The sequence below is a fragment of the Chitiniphilus shinanonensis DSM 23277 genome, assembly GCF_000374805.1.
Classification (GTDB): domain Bacteria; phylum Pseudomonadota; class Gammaproteobacteria; order Burkholderiales; family Chitinibacteraceae; genus Chitiniphilus; species Chitiniphilus shinanonensis.
Map to the genome: position 1 here is coordinate 13160 of NZ_KB895352.1, position 13812 is coordinate 26971.

The following is a 13812-nucleotide window of genomic DNA, read 5'->3' on the forward strand; positions in this document are numbered from 1 at the left end:
TAGTTGACTAATTAACTAGGATTATCTCGCAGGCCACAGGTTCCGGTCAATGCGGCTCAGGCTTCCTCAGCCGGCACTTCTGGCGTGACGGTCACCATGCGCGCGCCCGCCAGCGGCACCAGGCGCCCTTCGATCAACGCGCCGGGATGCATTTCCAGCACCTTGTAGGTGAGGTCGCCCAGGACACGCGCCTTGGGCTGCAATTCGACGTACTGGGTGACTTCGATCGGGCCGTTGATCTCGCCGTTCAGGATCAGGTGGCTGCAATTGACCTTACCGCGCACCTGGGCCTTTTCCGACACCACCAGCGTGCCGTTCTTCTCGTCCTGCGCGGTGACGTTGCCGACCACCGAACCGTCCACCCGCAGGCCACCGACGAACTGGATGTCCCCGCTCACCGTGGTGCCGTTGCCGATCAGGCTGTCGATACGCTGGCTGCCCTTCTTGTTCTTGAACATCACACACCTCCCGTCTTCTTTTCACATTGCGCGATCGGCTTGGCATCGCCGGACACCATCAGTCGCGCATCCATTTGTGTCGGCTTGGCGCCCTCGGGCAGGACGATCTCGCCCTCGACGCGCCGGTAGTGGCGCACGCTGATCGCCTGGCGCGATGCGTCGAGGCGCTGCGTCTGACGCGCCGCGTTCTTCAGTTGTACGGAGATTTCGAGATTGCCCGCGAGGTCGGCGGTGCGATCGACGCCCTGCACCAGCAGGATGCGATAGCGCCAGCGCTGCGGGCCGGCGAAGTCGAACTCGCAGGCGGCGAAACGCACCGGGCGCGCCCGGTCGTTGCTGGTCAGCAGCGAATCGAAGAAGGCCAGCGCCTCGCGGGCCTGGGCCGTCTCGGCCTGCGCCTCGGTCAACGTTTCTTCGAGCGCCACGCGCGCCGATTCGGCCACCCGCAACTGCTGGCGCAGCATCGATTCACGCTCGCGGCTCGCGGCCAGGTCTTCGCGTACCCGGGCGACCTGGCCTTCCAGTTGGGTCACGCCGCCAGTGACATCACGCCGGCCATGCTGGTAGCCCCAATACGCCGCGGCGACACCGAACAGTGCCACCACCACCAACAGGCAGAGCCAGCGGCTGGCGAGCCCCTTCCAGCCCAGGGCGGGCTGCAACACCATCGGTGCGGCGGCCAGCCTTGCGCGGCGCAGGCGGTAAAAGCGGGCGAGTGGCATCGTTACGGCAGCAGCGGCACCACGTCCAGGCCCTGCCGCTCGGGCAGGCCGAACATCAGGTTCATCACCTGCACCGCCTGGCCCGAGGCGCCCTTCACCAGGTTGTCCTCGACCACCAGGATGATCAGCAGGTCACCGTTGCCGGGGCGATGCACAGCGATGCGGACCATGTTGGAGCCGCGTACCGAGCGCGTTTCGGGGGTCGAGCCTGCCGGCATCACATCGACGAAAGCCTCGCCGGCGAAACGCTCCTCGAACAGTTTCTGGAAATCGGTATCGCGCCCCTCAGGCTTGATACGGGCATAGATCGTGGAATGGATGCCCCGGATCAGCGGCGTGAGGTGCGGCACGAAGGTCAGCGACACCGGCGCGCCGTGGATGGCGCTCAGGCCCTGGTTGATCTCGGGGGAATGGCGATGGCCCTTGACGCCATACGCCTTGAAATTGTCGCCGGCCTCGGCGAACAGGGTGCCGACCTCGGCCTTGCGGCCGGCACCGGATACGCCGGATTTGCAGTCGGCGATCAGGGTGTCGGTCTCGACCAGTTGCCTGCCGCCTTCGAGCACCGGCAACAGGCCCAGTTGGACCGATGTCGGATAGCAACCCGCCATGCCGATCAGCCGTGCACTGGCGATGGCCTCCCGGTTGACTTCGGCCAGGCCGTACACGGCCTCGGCCAGCAGTTCGGGGCACGTATGTTCCATGGCATACCACTTCTGGAACTCGGCCGGATCCTTGAGGCGGAAATCGGCGGCCAGGTCGATCACCTTGACCCCGGCGGCCAGCAATTCGGGGGCCTGGGCCATGGCTACGCCGTGCGGCGTGGCAAAGAACACCACGTCGCAGGATTTGAGATCGGCATCCTCGGGGGTGGAGAACGCGACATCGACGAAACCACGCAGGCTGGGGAACATCTCGGACACCTTCATGCCGGCTTCCTTGCGCGAGGTCACGGCCTGGATCGTCACCTCCTGATGGCGCGACAACAGGCGCAACAGCTCCACGCCCGTATAGCCGGTCCCGCCGACGATGCCCACCTTGATCATGCTGTTCTCCTATGCCGCACGCAGAAATAGCGCTCGATTCTAGCAGCTGTTTCCTTACTGATGCGACCGTGCTGTCGCCCGCAATGACCAGCTCATCGATAACGGACAACAAAAAAGCCGCACTTTCGTGCGGCTTTTTTGGGCAAGGCAATCCAGCTTAACGCTTGGAGAACTGCTTGCGACGGCGGGCCTTGTGCAGACCGACCTTCTTACGTTCGACTTCACGTGCATCGCGGGTCACCAGGCCAGCGGCCTTCAGCGCGCCCTTGAGTTCGGCGTTGAAGTCGATCAGGGCACGGGTGATGCCATGGCGCACGGCGCCGGCCTGGCCGGTTTCGCCACCACCGTTGACGTTCACCAGGATGTCGAACGATTCCAGGCTCTGGGTCAGTTCCAGCGGCTGGCGGACGACCATGCGGCCGGTTTCGCGAGCGAAGTATTGGTCGAGCGGCTTGCCGTTGACCACGATGTTGCCGGAACCCTTGGCCAGGAACACACGAGCGACGGAGCTCTTGCGACGGCCGGTACCGTAATAGTATTTACCTACCATGGGTGACTATCCCTTAGATATCGAGAGTTTTAGGCTGTTGCGCGGCATGCGGATGTTCGCTACCGGCATACACCTTCATCTTCTTGATCATGGCGTAGCCGAGCGGGCCCTTCGGGAGCATGCCCTTGACCGCGGTTTCGAGCACGCGGCCCGGGAACTTGTTTTGCAGCTCGGTGAAGGTGCGCTCGTAGATGCCGCCCGGGTGGCCGGAGTGGCGGTAGTACTTCTTCGAGGTGGCCTTGTCGCCGGTCACGCGCAGCTTGTCTGCGTTCACCACAACGATGTAATCGCCGGTATCGACGTGCGGAGTGTATTCGGCTTTGTGTTTGCCACGCAGACGCTTGGCGATCTCGGCGGCGAGACGGCCCAGCACTTTGTCAGTGGCGTCCACAACGAGCCACTCGCGCTTCACCTCGTGGGGCTTGGCAGAAAAGGTTTTCATACTGCTCGTTCCAATTATTCAGAATTCGAGAAAGTCGCGGATTTTAGACCCTTGGGAAAGGCCGTGTCAAACGCTTTTCCGGCCCATCTGTGGGTGACGACGTGAAATACAGGCAAAAAAAACGCAACCCTGACGGATTGCGCTGAATTCCACCAAAGAAGGAGGATGGAGGAGGCAACATCGAGGCAAGCCCCGACGTTGCAACTCCAGTCTATGTGAAGCCGGCGTCATTAGCAAGCGCTACTTGTGCAATGCAACATAGGAATAAACCCTTATCCTTCCATGGTTTCAGCCGCATGACGGTGTCCGGATCGTGCACTTTTCGCCCCTTCCGGGCAGCGCCACGTTTAGAATGCGTGATTCTTATGGGTTATCAGGTCAGGGAAGAAAGCTATGAAGGTGCGTCTCAAGTGGGTGGAGGAAGTGAGCTTCCTGGCCCAATCCGAATCCGGTCACGCGGTCCTGATGGACGGCCCGCCCGAGGGTGGGGGACGCAACCTGGGACCCCGGCCGATGGAAATGGTCCTGATGGGGACAGCCGGCTGCGCCACCTACGATGTGATCCACATCCTGAAGAAGGGACGGGCCGATGTCCGCGACTGCGTGGTGAACGTCGATGCCGAACGCGCCACGGAGGATCCGAAGGTGTTCACGCGCATCCACCTGCAGTTCGTCGTCACCGGCCGGGCCCTGAAGCCCGAACAGGTGGAACGCGCGATCAAGCTGTCGGCGGAGAAATACTGCTCGGCGTCGATCATGCTGGCCAAGACGGCCGAAATCACCCACGGCTTCGAGATCGTCGAGGCCGCCTGATCCGGCGGCCCGCCCTCAGCCGAGGCTGCGCTTGAACAGCAGGCCGGCGGCGACCACCAGCACCGCGCCGGCAATGGTCGCCACGGTCGCCACCAGCGTGTTGCGCTGGCCCGATTGCAGCGACTGCTGCACCACCTGGTCCACCAGCCGCTCCTTGTAGCGCGCATGCTCGGACAGCGCCTGGGTGAGGCGCTCGCCGGCCGGTTTCCACTCGTTCTCGACCACCACGATGGCGGTTTCGCGGTCCAGCGCGTTGGACGCCGCCAGTACTTTCTCCAGCGCGGCGAGGTAGGCGTCGAACAGGCGGCGATCCTGGTGCAACAGTTCGCTGTCGCGCCGGTTCGCAGCCAGGCCGGATTCGTACTCCTTCAACTGTTTCTCGATCTCGCCGATGTTGCGGCGGATCACCTGTTCGTGCGGGGCCTTGAGTTCGGGCTTGTCGTAGGAGAGGTGGTACAGCGCGTTGACCCGGATCAGCAGGAAATTGCGCTCGATGCTCGATAGCGTCGACAGGCTGTGGATCACCATCTGGTCGGTCTGGCGCAGTTCCTCGGACAGTTTCTGCGAGCTGAAGAAGGCGATCAGCCCGGTCACCAGCAGCGCGATCAACGCGCCAATGATGATGGCCACCAGACGCTGGTTTACCGTGAGCTGCATCGGCCGTCCTCAGGCCGAGCCGTTCAGATCGGGGCGGTCGATCCGGGCATAGCCGCCATCCGTCTGCGGCGCGGCAAGGTAATCCACCAATTCCCCTTCCACCGCCATCTTGCCCAGCGTGGCGCGCCGGCCGAAATAATGCATGCCGATGGCCAGCAACGCATGGACGCCGCAGAACACCACGAAGCCCATGCCCGCCATGGCGTGCACCTCGCGCAGTGCCAGCAACCCTTGCCCGGTGAGCATCAATGGAACGCGCCAGCCCAGCACCTCGGTGCCCGCCGCCTGTGAAACCGCGAGCAGCGTCCCGCTGCATGCCAGGAAACCCACCGTGCCGTAGAGCAGCGCATGCAGACAGCGCGCCACATGCACCTGCTGCGCATCCATGCCGTCTGGCACCGGAGTGCCGAAGGCGCTGAACAACAGCAATTGCAGCAGTTGCAACAGGAACATCGTCTGCCCGCTGACCATGTGCACCATCAGCAGCGTTTCCCGCGTGGCCGGAGCCGGGTGGAACTGGGTCGCCACCAGGATGCAGCCCAACGTCACCAGCGCCAGCAACGCCGTCGCCCAGTGCATCAGCACCGACAGCGGGTGATAGCGGGCGGGCGTGGCGGAGCGACTCATGGCAGGTCGATCTCCGTCGGGTTCTCCACCTTGCCGTCGGTTTCGCTGTACAGCCAGGCATAGGGCAGCCCGACCAGCAGCGCGCCGCCGACCACATTGCCCAGGGTGGCGGGGATCAGGTTCTGGAACACGAACTCGGAGACCGAGACATCCAGGCCGGCCAGCATGGCGGCCGGAACGAAGAACAGGTTGGCGATGCTGTGCTCCATGCCGAGCGCGACGAAGGTCATCACCGGCACCCAGATGCCGACCATGCGCCCCAGCGTGTCCTTGGCCGAATAGCCCTGCCACGCCGCGAGGCACACCAGCATGTTGGCGAGAATGCCCTTGAGGAACACCACCATGAACGGCTGGTGCACCTTGTGCTCGGCCAGATTCAGCAGGTACGGCGTCCACGGCTGGCCGGGATCGAGCATGCCGGTCAGGTAAGCGAAGGCCCAGGCCGCGATCAGGGCCCCGATGAGATTGCCCAGATAGGAAAGACACCAGACCCGCACCACCTCGCCCAGCCGGATCTGACGCCGGAACCACGGCACCATCTGCATCGCGCAATTGGACGTGAACAGATCGGCCCCGGTCAGCACCACCGCGATGAAGCCTACCGGGAACGCGGCGCCGAACAGCAGCTTGTCGAGCCCCGGATTGTTCGCCAGCAGCCCGGTGGCGCCGCCGGCCACCACCAGCGCCAGCAGGCCGCCCAGCGCGATGTAGATGCCGCCGAGGCCGGACATCACCAGCAGGCGCGGTGGGCGCAGCTCCGCCTTGTGGCGCGCGGCGTCGTTGATGTAGTTGACGAGGTAGGAAGGCGTCAGGATCTGAGCCATGGATCGGTCCACTAGAGAAACAAATATGCCAAGCGTATACCGCACAGTCCGCGGCGAAACGCTTCATAAAACCCATTGGTACAAGTTGCGGGCCAAGGGGTTTGATCAAGCATCTGGCCGGCCTTCATCAAGGCAAAAGGGAAAGAGGCCGCCGGCCTCTCTCCCCGTCGCGATGCGCCAGAATCAGGCGGCGTCGCTTTCCGCAGCCAGGTTCAACTGAATGGCATGACGCCGGGCCAGTTCACGCTGGACAAAGATCTTCATCGCCACCGACACCGACAGCGCCAGCAGGAAGATCCCGGCGAACACGGTGGTCATCGCGGCATAGCTGCCGGTGGCTTCGCGCAGGAACGACGCGAAGGACGAACCCACCAGACCGGCCATCGCCCACGCGGTCAGCACATAGCCGTGGATGGCACTGACCTGCTTGGTGCCGAACAGGTCGCCGATATACGCCGGCAGGGTCGAGAAGCCGCCGCCGTAGCACGTCATGATGAGATACAGCACCACCTGGAACATCACTACCTGGGTCAGCGAAGGCAGCAGATAGAAGGCAAGCACTTCGATGACGAAGAAGGCGATGTAGGTATTGGGACGCCCCAGCAGGTCGGACAGCGAGGCCCAGCCCAGCCGGCCGCCGCCGTTGAACAGGCCGATCATCCCCACCACCGCGCCGGCCGCCAGCGCGCTCATGCCGGTCACTTCCTGCGCCATCGGCGACGCCACCGAGATCACCGCGATGCCGCAGGTGATGTTGATGAACATCATCAGCCACAGGCCGTAGAACGGCTTGGTCTTGACCGCCTCGTTGGCCGTCATCGGCATCAGGTCCATCTGCGGCTTCTTGCGGCCATCGGCCAGCGCTTCGGCGAAGCCGTCCGGATGCCAGCCGGCGGGCGGCGGCTCCAGGTACACGGCCGAAGCCAGCATCACCACGGCATAGATACCGCCCAGGATGAAGAAGGTGCTGGCAATGCCCACGGTCTGGATCAGTTCGGCCATCAGCGGCGCGCCGAGGAAGGACGCGAAGCCGAAGCCCATGATCGCCAGGCCGGTGGCCAGACCGCGACGGTCCGGGAACCACTTCATCAGCGTGGACACCGGCGTCACGTAGCCGGTACCGAGACCAATGCCGCCGATCACGCCGTAGCACAGGTACAGCAGCCACAGGTTGCCGATCGACACCGCCACACCTGCACCCAGCAAGCCCACCGACCAGAAAATGGCGGACAGGATGCCCGAGAAGCGCGGGCCGCGCTTTTCCACCACGTGCCCCATCACCGCGGCGGACATGCCCAGCATGAAGATGGCCAGGCCGAAGGCGAAGCCCACTTCCTTCAGGCTCCATCCCATCTGGGCCATCAATGGCTTGGAGAACACGCTCCACGCGTAAACCGAGCCGATCGAGATGTGGATACCCACCCCCGATGCGGCAATCAACCACCTGTTCTTGACCTTCATTCCAACTCCCCTTCTCTCTTCGGAACCGCTGCCGCCTTCGGGTACGAGTCGTGGAACGGAGGAACTGGGCCGGGCGCGGCCAGATTGCAAAGCGGATCAGACCGGCGCCGCAGGCCAGCCGGTCCGCCCGAATTGCTCGGGGATCCCAGGTGGCAAACAGCGCGAGCTTGCGCTTATAGGTCGGAGGGAGGATTGACAGGCATCAACGGCGGGCGTGTCGCTGCACCATCCGCGTGCGCCCGGCGGGTGGGTCAGAGGCGGTAGGCCAGCGTGGTCATGACCTTGGAGGTGGCGCCCATCAGTGCCTTCACCGGCGCCGGCAGCGGCGCGGCGCCCAGTTGATCGGCCAACTCAGCGTGGTGGGTCTCGTCGATGTGCATCTGCTCGACGATGGCGCGGCTACGGGCATCCTGCGGCGGCAGCTGGCGCAGGTGGCCGGCCAGGTGCGCGCCCACCTGACGCTCGGTCTCGGCCAGGAAGCCGAGGTTCCACTTGTCGCCGATCAGGCCGGCGGTGACGCCGATCGCCAGGCTACCCGCGTACCACAGCGGGTTGAGCAGGCTCTTGTGCCCGCCCAGCTCGTCGATGCGACGCTCGGTCCAGGCCAGGTGTTCCACTTCTTCGTGCGCAGCGGCGCGCAGCGCTTCGCGCGCGGCCGGATCGCGCGCGGTCAGCGACTGTCCCTGGTACAGCGCCTGGGCGCAGACTTCGCCGCAATGGTTCACCCGCATCAACCCTGCCGCATGGCGGCGCTGGGCATCGTCCATCTCCGTTTCCTCGACATGGGCGTCCGGGTGCGCGCGGGCGCTGACGGCCGGCGCGGCCAGGGTGCGCAGCACGAGGTCGAATTCGTTGATGAGCGTGTCTAGGGCGGGCAGCTTGAGCATGGATTTCCCCCGGTTGGAGCCGGGGATTCTACACCGGCACCGTGCTATGATTGGCCCGATTTTTACCTATCGGTGACAACCTATGAAATCCCTGCTTTGCGCCGTGCTGCTGTGCTTTGCCGGCTCCGCACTGGCGGCCGACCCCCAGGTCGAACTGGTGACCAGCAAGGGCAAGATCGTGCTGGAACTGTATCCGGAGAAGGCGCCCGCCAGCGTCGCCAACTTCCTGCAATACGTGAAGGACAAGCACTACGACGGCACCGTGTTCCATCGCGTGGTGCGCGACTTCGTGATCCAGGGCGGCGGCTATACCGCCAACGGCGAGCAGAAGCCCACCCGCGCGCCGATCAAGAACGAAGCCAAGGCCACCGTCGAGGCCGGGCTGAAGAACGACCGCGGCACGGTGGCGATGGCCCGCACCGGTGATCCGCACTCTGCCACCAGCCAGTTCTACGTCAACCTGAAGAACAACGATTCGCTCAATTGGCCGTCGTTCGACGGCTGGGGCTATACCGTATTCGGCAAGGTGGTCTCGGGCATGAACGTGGTGGACGAGATCGCCAAGGTGCAGACCATGCCGGGCGACGCGCCGGCCGAGCCGATCGTGATCCAGAGCGCCCGCGAGCTGCCGGCGAAGAACGAGACCAAGGCGGCCAAGCCCGCCAAAGCCAAGTAAACACCCAAGGAGTATGCGATGACGACCACCGTGAAACTGACCACCAGCCTGGGCGAGATCGAACTGGAACTGGACGAGGCCAAGGCCCCCAAGACCGTCGCCAACTTCGTCCAGTACGTGAACGACGGCCACTACGACGGCACCGTGTTCCACCGCGTGATCAACGGCTTCATGATCCAGGGCGGCGGTTTCGAGCCGGGCATGAACCAGAAGCCCACCCGCGCCACCATCGAGAACGAAGCCGCCAACGGCCTGAAGAACGACGCCTACACCGTCGCCATGGCCCGCACGCCGGATCCGCACTCGGCGTCGGCGCAGTTCTTCATCAACGTCGCCAACAACGACTTCCTCAACTTCCAGATGCCCACCCCGCAGGGTTTCGGCTACGCCGTGTTCGGCAAGGTCAGCCAGGGCAAGGAAGTGGTCGACGCGATCAAGGGCGTGAAAACCGGCAGCCGCGGTTTCCACCAGGATGTGCCGGTGGAGGATGTGGTGCTGCAAAAGGCCGAGGTAGTCCAGCAATAAGCTCGGTTTCACTCCAAAAAACGCGGCTCGTGCAGCCGCGTTTTTCATTAACATGACGCCATCCCGCCCAAGCCCGCCGCGATGTCCCGTCCTGTCCTGCTGATCTCCGACCTGCATCTTTCTCCCGCCGACCCGGCCACCGTCGCCGCGTTCGAGGTCTTCGTCGCGGGCCCGGCACGGCAGGCGCAGGCACTGTACCTGCTGGGTGACCTGTTCGAGGTGTGGATCGGCGACGACCAGCTCGACGATCCGTTCTACGCCCGGATCGCCCGCCAACTGGCCGGGCTGGCCGCCTCCGGCGTGGCGGTGCATTTCATGGCCGGCAACCGCGACTTCCTGTGCGGTACGCGCTTCGCCCGCGCGGCCGGGCTGACCCTGCTGCCCGATCCCACGGTGATCGCGCCGTTCGGCGCGCCGTTGCTGCTGATGCACGGCGACAGCCTGTGCACCGACGACGCGGCCTACCAGCGCTTTCGCCGCATCGTGCGCAACCCGCTGGTGCAGTGGCTGTGGCGCCGCCTGCCCTATTCCTGGCGCAACCGCGAGGCGGCACAGATCCGCGCGCGCTCCAGCGCCAGCAATCGCGACAAGGCCGCGTACATCATGGACGTCAACGTCGGCGCAGTGGCGCAGGCGATGCGGCAAGCCGGGGCACGGGTGCTGATCCACGGCCACACCCACCGCCCGGCACGCCACGCGGAGGCCGAAGGCACGCGCTGGGTGCTGCCGGACTGGCACGCCGGACACGGCGGCTATCTACAGGTGACGGCGGCCGGACAGACACTGTGCACGCTGGCACATCACCCCTGGCCGGGCATCGCGGCCGCGTAACCGCGCACCGCCGCCAGCGCGCGCGCCAGCACTTGGTCCGGCGTGCCGTCGATGACGATGCGCAGCACGTCCGGCTCGTCGTCGCCCGGTGGCTCCAGCGCCTCGAACTGGCTGCGCAGCATGACTTCCTTCTGGTAATGGCCGTGGCGCGCGCGCAGGCGCGCCGCGATGGTGGCGTAGTCGCCGTCCAGAAACAGGAACGCCAGCTGCGGATTGTCGCGGCGGATCGCATCGCGATAGCGGCGCTTGAGCGCCGAGCACACGATCACCCCCGCCTCGTGCTTGAGCGCCAGGCTGAATGCGGCATCGTTGATCCGTTCCAGCCACGGCGCGCGGTCGGCGTCGTCCAGCGGCGTACCCGCCGCCATCTTCAGCAGGTTGGCGCGCGGATGCAGGTCGTCGCCGTCGAGGAACTTGGCATCGAGTGCGCGCGCCAGCGCCGCGCCGACGCTGGATTTGCCGCTGCCCGATACCCCCATCACGATCCAGGTGCGCGGCATGGAGGTCACAGCAGACGGTGCATCACCAGCGCCGGCACCTTGCCCAGCCTGGCGTGGCGATAGGCGTCGGGCATGCGGCCGACGATCTGGAAGCCGTGGCGCTCCCACAGCCGGATCGCACCCTGGTTGGTGCCGACCACGAAGTTGAACTGCATCGCGGTAAAGCCCAGCGCGCGGGCGGTATCCAGCGAATGGATGCACATCGCCGACGCCACGCCCCGGCCGCGCGCAGCTTCGGCCACCATGTAGCCGGCGTTGGCCACATGGTCGCCCAGGCCGACCTGATTGGGCTTGAGGTAATAGGTGCCGACCACCGCGCCGTCCAGCTCGGCGACGAAGGTCTTCAGCGGCAGCCGCATCCACAGCCGCTCCGCCTCGTCGCGCGGGGTGTCGGGCGCGTAGGCGTAGGTGTCGCCCGCCGCCACCACCTGATGAAAGATGGGCCAGATGGCGTCGAAGTCGTCGGGCGTGGCGGCGCGGATCGCGAGGTCGGCTTTCATGAAGACACAGCTGGCTGGAAATGCCGCCACTCTAGCATCGACGCGCCCATCGTCCCATTGGTACCGTCCAGGATGTGGCACGCCCGCGTCGCGCCGCTCAACACGAGGCGGCCGCGACCTGCCAAGCCAGCAGATGCGCGCGGGTCAGCGCCCGCAGGCCGCCGTCCTCGCGCGCCACCTCGCCTTCCAGCACACGCAGTTCGATCCCGGCCGGCAGGGCCAGCGTCGCCAGCGGCTCCAGGAACACGTCGACCAGCAGTCGCGGCCAGGGCAGCGGCCCGGTCACGCCATCCAATTCGCCGGCAACCACCCGCGCCCGCCAGCCCGGGCCGAGCGCCACCGGGATCTGGCACTTGCAGCGCCGCTGGTCCGAGCCGCGATAGCCCGGCAGCACCAGGCCGTGGCACGCCGCCAGCGTGGCGCCGCCGCGCGCCAGCAGCGCCGCGTCGCCCGGCTCCAGCCGCTCGCCCTGGCCCAGCGGGTACGACGCGCCGGCGCCTTCCAGCAGATACAACAGTTCGCCCAGTTCCATCAGGGTTCCTCCAGACGACAATGCCCGGCGGTGGCCGGGCATTGCCTTGCGAGCCGGACGGCGGATCGCGCCGCCGGCCCGAAGCGGTCGTCGCGTTACGCGGTGACGACGGCGATGTCCTTCTCGGCGGCGGCCAGTGCCTCGGCCTTCTTCTGTTCGCCCAGGTTGACGCCCTCGGCGCGCACGAAACGCACGTCGGTGATGCCGAAGAAGCCGAACACCGTCTTCAGGTACGCCTCCTGGTGGTCCAGTGCGCGCAGCGCTTCGCTGGCGGAGTAGACACCACCGCGCGACGACGCGACGATCACCGTCTTGCCGCCGGCCAGGCCGACCGGGCCGGTCTCGGTGTACTTGAAGGTGCGCCCGGCCTGGGCCACGCGGTCGATCCACGCCTTGAGCTGGCTGGGGATCGAGAAGTTGTACATCGGCGCGCCCACCACGATCACGTCGGCGGACAGGAATTGCGCCAGATAGGCTTCGGTGCGCTCGGTCTCGGCCTTTTGCAGGGCGCTGTGCGCCTCGGCCGGGGTGAAGCGGGCGCCCAGGATCTCGCCGGACAGGTGGGCCGGGGTATCGATCGCCAGATCCAGGTACTCGACTTCGGCGCCGGGGTTCAGTGCTTGCCACTCGGCCGCGATGCGCGCGGTCAGCAGGCGGGACACGGAGTTGTCGGCAAGGACGCTGGAATCGATGTGCAGCAGTTTCATGAGAGTTCTCCTGGGGCGCGGGGCCGTTCGTTTTGGTGAGATGGATTCTGCCCATGAGGCGATTGGCTGATAAGATCGCCAAATTGCAATTGATTGTCCCACCAGCAGGACAATCCGCCGGGAGCGCCCATGCAGGATCTGAACGACATGCTGTATTTCGCCGAGGTGGTCGAGCGCGGCGGCTTCGCCGCCGCCAGCCGCGTGCTGGGGATTCCCAAATCGCGGCTATCGCGCCGCGTGGCCGAGCTGGAAACCCGGCTCGGCGTGCGCCTGCTTCATCGCACCACGCGCAAGCTGTCGCTGACCGAGGTGGGCGAGCTGTATTACCGCCATTGCGCCGCGGTGCGCGACGAGGCCGGCGCCGCCGCCGAGACCGTGGCGCGGGTCCAGGCCGAGCCGCGCGGCACGGTGCGCCTGGCCGTGCCGATCACCCTGGCGCAGACCATGCTCGGCCACCTGATCCCGCTGTTCCTGGCGCAGAACCCGCAGGTGAAGGTGGACATGCGCGTCACCAACCGCGTGGTCGACCTGGTGGAGGAAGGCGTGGACGTGGCGTTGCGGGTGCGGCAGACGTTGTCGGACAGCGGCAGTCTGGTGGTCAAGCAACTGGGGCTGACGCGGGCGGTGCTGGTGGTCAGCCCGGCCCAGTTGGCGCGCCAGGGCCAGCCGACGCGGCCGGAAGAACTGTCGTGGATGGACACCCTGGCGATGTCGGCACAGGACGGCCGCGCCAGCCTGCTGCTGCGCGGGCCGGGCGGCGCCGAATACACTTTCGTGCACCACCCGCGCTATGTCGCGGACGATCTGCTGACGCTGAAGCTGGCGGCGCTCGCCGGCATCGGCATCGCCTGGCTGCCTGACTACATGTGCAACGAGGAACTGGCCGATGGCCGGCTGCTGCCGCTGCTGCCGGCGTGGGAGCCGCCGCCCGGCGTGGTACACGCGGTGTTCCCGTCGCGGCGCGGCCTGGTGCCGGCGGTGCGCCGGCTGCTCGATTTCCTCGGCGAGATGGTCACCGATTGTCCCGAAGTCGAGCAATTGTCGGGGCTGTGAC

At 65.8% G+C, this 13812-nt stretch carries 19 protein-coding genes; 5 read left to right on the plus strand and 14 right to left on the minus strand.

The features are described 5' to 3' along the window. Positions 1-56: 56 nt before the first annotated feature. From C556_RS20685 to rplM, 5 genes are all read right to left on the minus strand, one after another. Complete coding sequence (locus C556_RS20685) at positions 57-458, minus strand: bactofilin family protein (RefSeq protein ID WP_018749197.1); 402 nt, start codon at positions 456-458, stop codon at positions 57-59. Continuing rightward, positions 458-1180 (minus strand): DUF6776 family protein, encoded by a 723-nt coding sequence (locus tag C556_RS0115670; protein WP_040431293.1) that lies wholly within the window; start codon positions 1178-1180, stop codon positions 458-460. Before C556_RS0115670 ends, C556_RS20685 begins: the two co-directional genes overlap by 1 nt. A gap of 2 nt (positions 1181-1182) precedes the next feature. Further along, a complete protein-coding gene (gene argC, locus C556_RS0115675) occupies positions 1183-2226 on the minus strand; it encodes an N-acetyl-gamma-glutamyl-phosphate reductase (protein ID WP_018749199.1) in 1044 nt (347 codons plus the stop codon). Between the two features lie 157 nt (positions 2227-2383). Further along, positions 2384-2776 carry a 30S ribosomal protein S9 gene (gene rpsI, locus C556_RS0115680; RefSeq protein ID WP_026263146.1) on the minus strand — a complete coding sequence of 131 codons (393 nt, stop codon included), beginning with the start codon at positions 2774-2776 and terminating at the stop codon, positions 2384-2386. 13 nt (positions 2777-2789) lie between these two features. Beyond that, a complete protein-coding gene (rplM, locus tag C556_RS0115685) occupies positions 2790-3218 on the minus strand; it encodes a 50S ribosomal protein L13 (protein ID WP_018749201.1) in 429 nt (142 codons plus the stop codon). A 393-nt stretch (positions 3219-3611) separates the two neighbouring features. Between rplM and C556_RS0115690 the strand changes: the two genes are divergently transcribed. Next, positions 3612-4031: an OsmC family protein gene (locus C556_RS0115690; protein WP_018749202.1), complete on the plus strand. Its 420-nt coding sequence runs from the start codon at positions 3612-3614 to the stop codon at positions 4029-4031. 15 nt (positions 4032-4046) lie between these two features. Here the strand turns inward: C556_RS0115690 and C556_RS0115695 are convergent, their stop codons facing one another. The 5 genes from C556_RS0115695 to coq7 form a co-directional block, all read right to left on the minus strand. Beyond that, on the minus strand, positions 4047-4688 hold the full coding sequence (locus C556_RS0115695) for an MCP four helix bundle domain-containing protein (RefSeq protein ID WP_018749203.1): 642 nt from the start codon (positions 4686-4688) through the stop codon (positions 4047-4049). Between the two features lie 9 nt (positions 4689-4697). Then, positions 4698-5315, minus strand: coding sequence for a cytochrome b (locus tag C556_RS0115700; RefSeq protein ID WP_018749204.1), 618 nt, complete (start codon positions 5313-5315; stop codon positions 4698-4700). Then, positions 5312-6139, minus strand: a complete 828-nt coding sequence (locus tag C556_RS20690; RefSeq protein WP_018749205.1) for a formate/nitrite transporter family protein — start codon at positions 6137-6139, stop codon at positions 5312-5314. Before C556_RS20690 ends, C556_RS0115700 begins: the two co-directional genes overlap by 4 nt. Positions 6140-6322: 183 nt before the next feature. Then, positions 6323-7600, minus strand: a complete 1278-nt coding sequence (locus C556_RS0115710) for an L-lactate MFS transporter (protein ID WP_018749206.1) — start codon at positions 7598-7600, stop codon at positions 6323-6325. A 251-nt stretch (positions 7601-7851) separates the two neighbouring features. Beyond that, positions 7852-8487 carry a 2-polyprenyl-3-methyl-6-methoxy-1,4-benzoquinone monooxygenase gene (gene coq7 / locus C556_RS0115715; RefSeq protein ID WP_018749207.1) on the minus strand — a complete coding sequence of 212 codons (636 nt, stop codon included), beginning with the start codon at positions 8485-8487 and terminating at the stop codon, positions 7852-7854. Positions 8488-8569: 82 nt separating this feature from the next. On the opposite strand from coq7, the gene C556_RS0115720 reads away from it, so the two are divergent. The 3 genes from C556_RS0115720 (at position 8570) to C556_RS20695 (ending at position 10519) form a co-directional block, all read left to right on the plus strand. Next, complete coding sequence (locus tag C556_RS0115720) at positions 8570-9163, plus strand: peptidylprolyl isomerase (protein ID WP_018749208.1); 594 nt, start codon at positions 8570-8572, stop codon at positions 9161-9163. 18 nt (positions 9164-9181) lie between these two features. After that, entirely contained in the window at positions 9182-9688 is a 507-nt protein-coding gene (locus C556_RS0115725) for a peptidylprolyl isomerase (protein ID WP_018749209.1), read from the plus strand. A gap of 81 nt (positions 9689-9769) precedes the next feature. After that, complete coding sequence (locus C556_RS20695; RefSeq protein WP_018749210.1) at positions 9770-10519, plus strand: UDP-2,3-diacylglucosamine diphosphatase; 750 nt, start codon at positions 9770-9772, stop codon at positions 10517-10519. On the opposite strand, the gene C556_RS0115735 is transcribed toward C556_RS20695, so the two are convergent. The 4 genes from C556_RS0115735 to C556_RS0115750 form a co-directional block, all read right to left on the minus strand. After that, a complete protein-coding gene (locus C556_RS0115735) occupies positions 10489-11019 on the minus strand; it encodes a gluconokinase (protein ID WP_040431296.1) in 531 nt (176 codons plus the stop codon). The genes C556_RS20695 and C556_RS0115735 overlap by 31 nt on opposite strands. A 5-nt stretch (positions 11020-11024) precedes the next feature. Then, positions 11025-11519, minus strand: a complete 495-nt coding sequence (locus tag C556_RS0115740) for a GNAT family N-acetyltransferase (protein WP_018749212.1) — start codon at positions 11517-11519, stop codon at positions 11025-11027. A 97-nt stretch (positions 11520-11616) separates the two neighbouring features. Then, a complete protein-coding gene (locus C556_RS0115745) occupies positions 11617-12051 on the minus strand; it encodes a pirin family protein (protein WP_018749213.1) in 435 nt (144 codons plus the stop codon). A gap of 95 nt (positions 12052-12146) precedes the next feature. After that, positions 12147-12758, minus strand: a complete 612-nt coding sequence (locus tag C556_RS0115750) for an FMN-dependent NADH-azoreductase (RefSeq protein WP_018749214.1) — start codon at positions 12756-12758, stop codon at positions 12147-12149. Positions 12759-12887: 129 nt separating this feature from the next. On the opposite strand from C556_RS0115750, the gene C556_RS0115755 reads away from it, so the two are divergent. Next, a complete protein-coding gene (locus C556_RS0115755; protein WP_018749215.1) occupies positions 12888-13811 on the plus strand; it encodes a LysR substrate-binding domain-containing protein in 924 nt (307 codons plus the stop codon). Position 13812: the final 1 nt, after the last annotated feature.

Excerpts from the sequence above, each read along its gene's own strand:
- C556_RS20685 (WP_018749197.1), bottom strand. The coding sequence starts at position 458 with ATGTTCAAGAACAAGAAGGGCAGCCAGCGTATCGACAGCCTGATCGGC.
- C556_RS0115670 (WP_040431293.1), bottom strand. The coding sequence starts at position 1,180 with ATGCCACTCGCCCGCTTTTACCGCCTGCGCCGCGCAAGGCTGGCCGCC.
- argC (WP_018749199.1), bottom strand. The coding sequence starts at position 2,226 with ATGATCAAGGTGGGCATCGTCGGCGGGACCGGCTATACGGGCGTGGAG.
- rpsI (WP_026263146.1), bottom strand. The coding sequence starts at position 2,776 with ATGGTAGGTAAATACTATTACGGTACCGGCCGTCGCAAGAGCTCCGTC.
- rplM (WP_018749201.1), bottom strand. The coding sequence starts at position 3,218 with ATGAAAACCTTTTCTGCCAAGCCCCACGAGGTGAAGCGCGAGTGGCTC.
- C556_RS0115690 (WP_018749202.1), top strand. The coding sequence starts at position 3,612 with ATGAAGGTGCGTCTCAAGTGGGTGGAGGAAGTGAGCTTCCTGGCCCAA.
- C556_RS0115695 (WP_018749203.1), bottom strand. The coding sequence starts at position 4,688 with ATGCAGCTCACGGTAAACCAGCGTCTGGTGGCCATCATCATTGGCGCG.
- C556_RS0115700 (WP_018749204.1), bottom strand. The coding sequence starts at position 5,315 with ATGAGTCGCTCCGCCACGCCCGCCCGCTATCACCCGCTGTCGGTGCTG.
- C556_RS20690 (WP_018749205.1), bottom strand. The coding sequence starts at position 6,139 with ATGGCTCAGATCCTGACGCCTTCCTACCTCGTCAACTACATCAACGAC.
- C556_RS0115710 (WP_018749206.1), bottom strand. The coding sequence starts at position 7,600 with ATGAAGGTCAAGAACAGGTGGTTGATTGCCGCATCGGGGGTGGGTATC.
- coq7 (WP_018749207.1), bottom strand. The coding sequence starts at position 8,487 with ATGCTCAAGCTGCCCGCCCTAGACACGCTCATCAACGAATTCGACCTC.
- C556_RS0115720 (WP_018749208.1), top strand. The coding sequence starts at position 8,570 with ATGAAATCCCTGCTTTGCGCCGTGCTGCTGTGCTTTGCCGGCTCCGCA.
- C556_RS0115725 (WP_018749209.1), top strand. The coding sequence starts at position 9,182 with ATGACGACCACCGTGAAACTGACCACCAGCCTGGGCGAGATCGAACTG.
- C556_RS20695 (WP_018749210.1), top strand. The coding sequence starts at position 9,770 with ATGTCCCGTCCTGTCCTGCTGATCTCCGACCTGCATCTTTCTCCCGCC.
- C556_RS0115735 (WP_040431296.1), bottom strand. The coding sequence starts at position 11,019 with ATGCCGCGCACCTGGATCGTGATGGGGGTATCGGGCAGCGGCAAATCC.
- C556_RS0115740 (WP_018749212.1), bottom strand. The coding sequence starts at position 11,519 with ATGAAAGCCGACCTCGCGATCCGCGCCGCCACGCCCGACGACTTCGAC.
- C556_RS0115745 (WP_018749213.1), bottom strand. The coding sequence starts at position 12,051 with ATGGAACTGGGCGAACTGTTGTATCTGCTGGAAGGCGCCGGCGCGTCG.
- C556_RS0115750 (WP_018749214.1), bottom strand. The coding sequence starts at position 12,758 with ATGAAACTGCTGCACATCGATTCCAGCGTCCTTGCCGACAACTCCGTG.
- C556_RS0115755 (WP_018749215.1), top strand. The coding sequence starts at position 12,888 with ATGCAGGATCTGAACGACATGCTGTATTTCGCCGAGGTGGTCGAGCGC.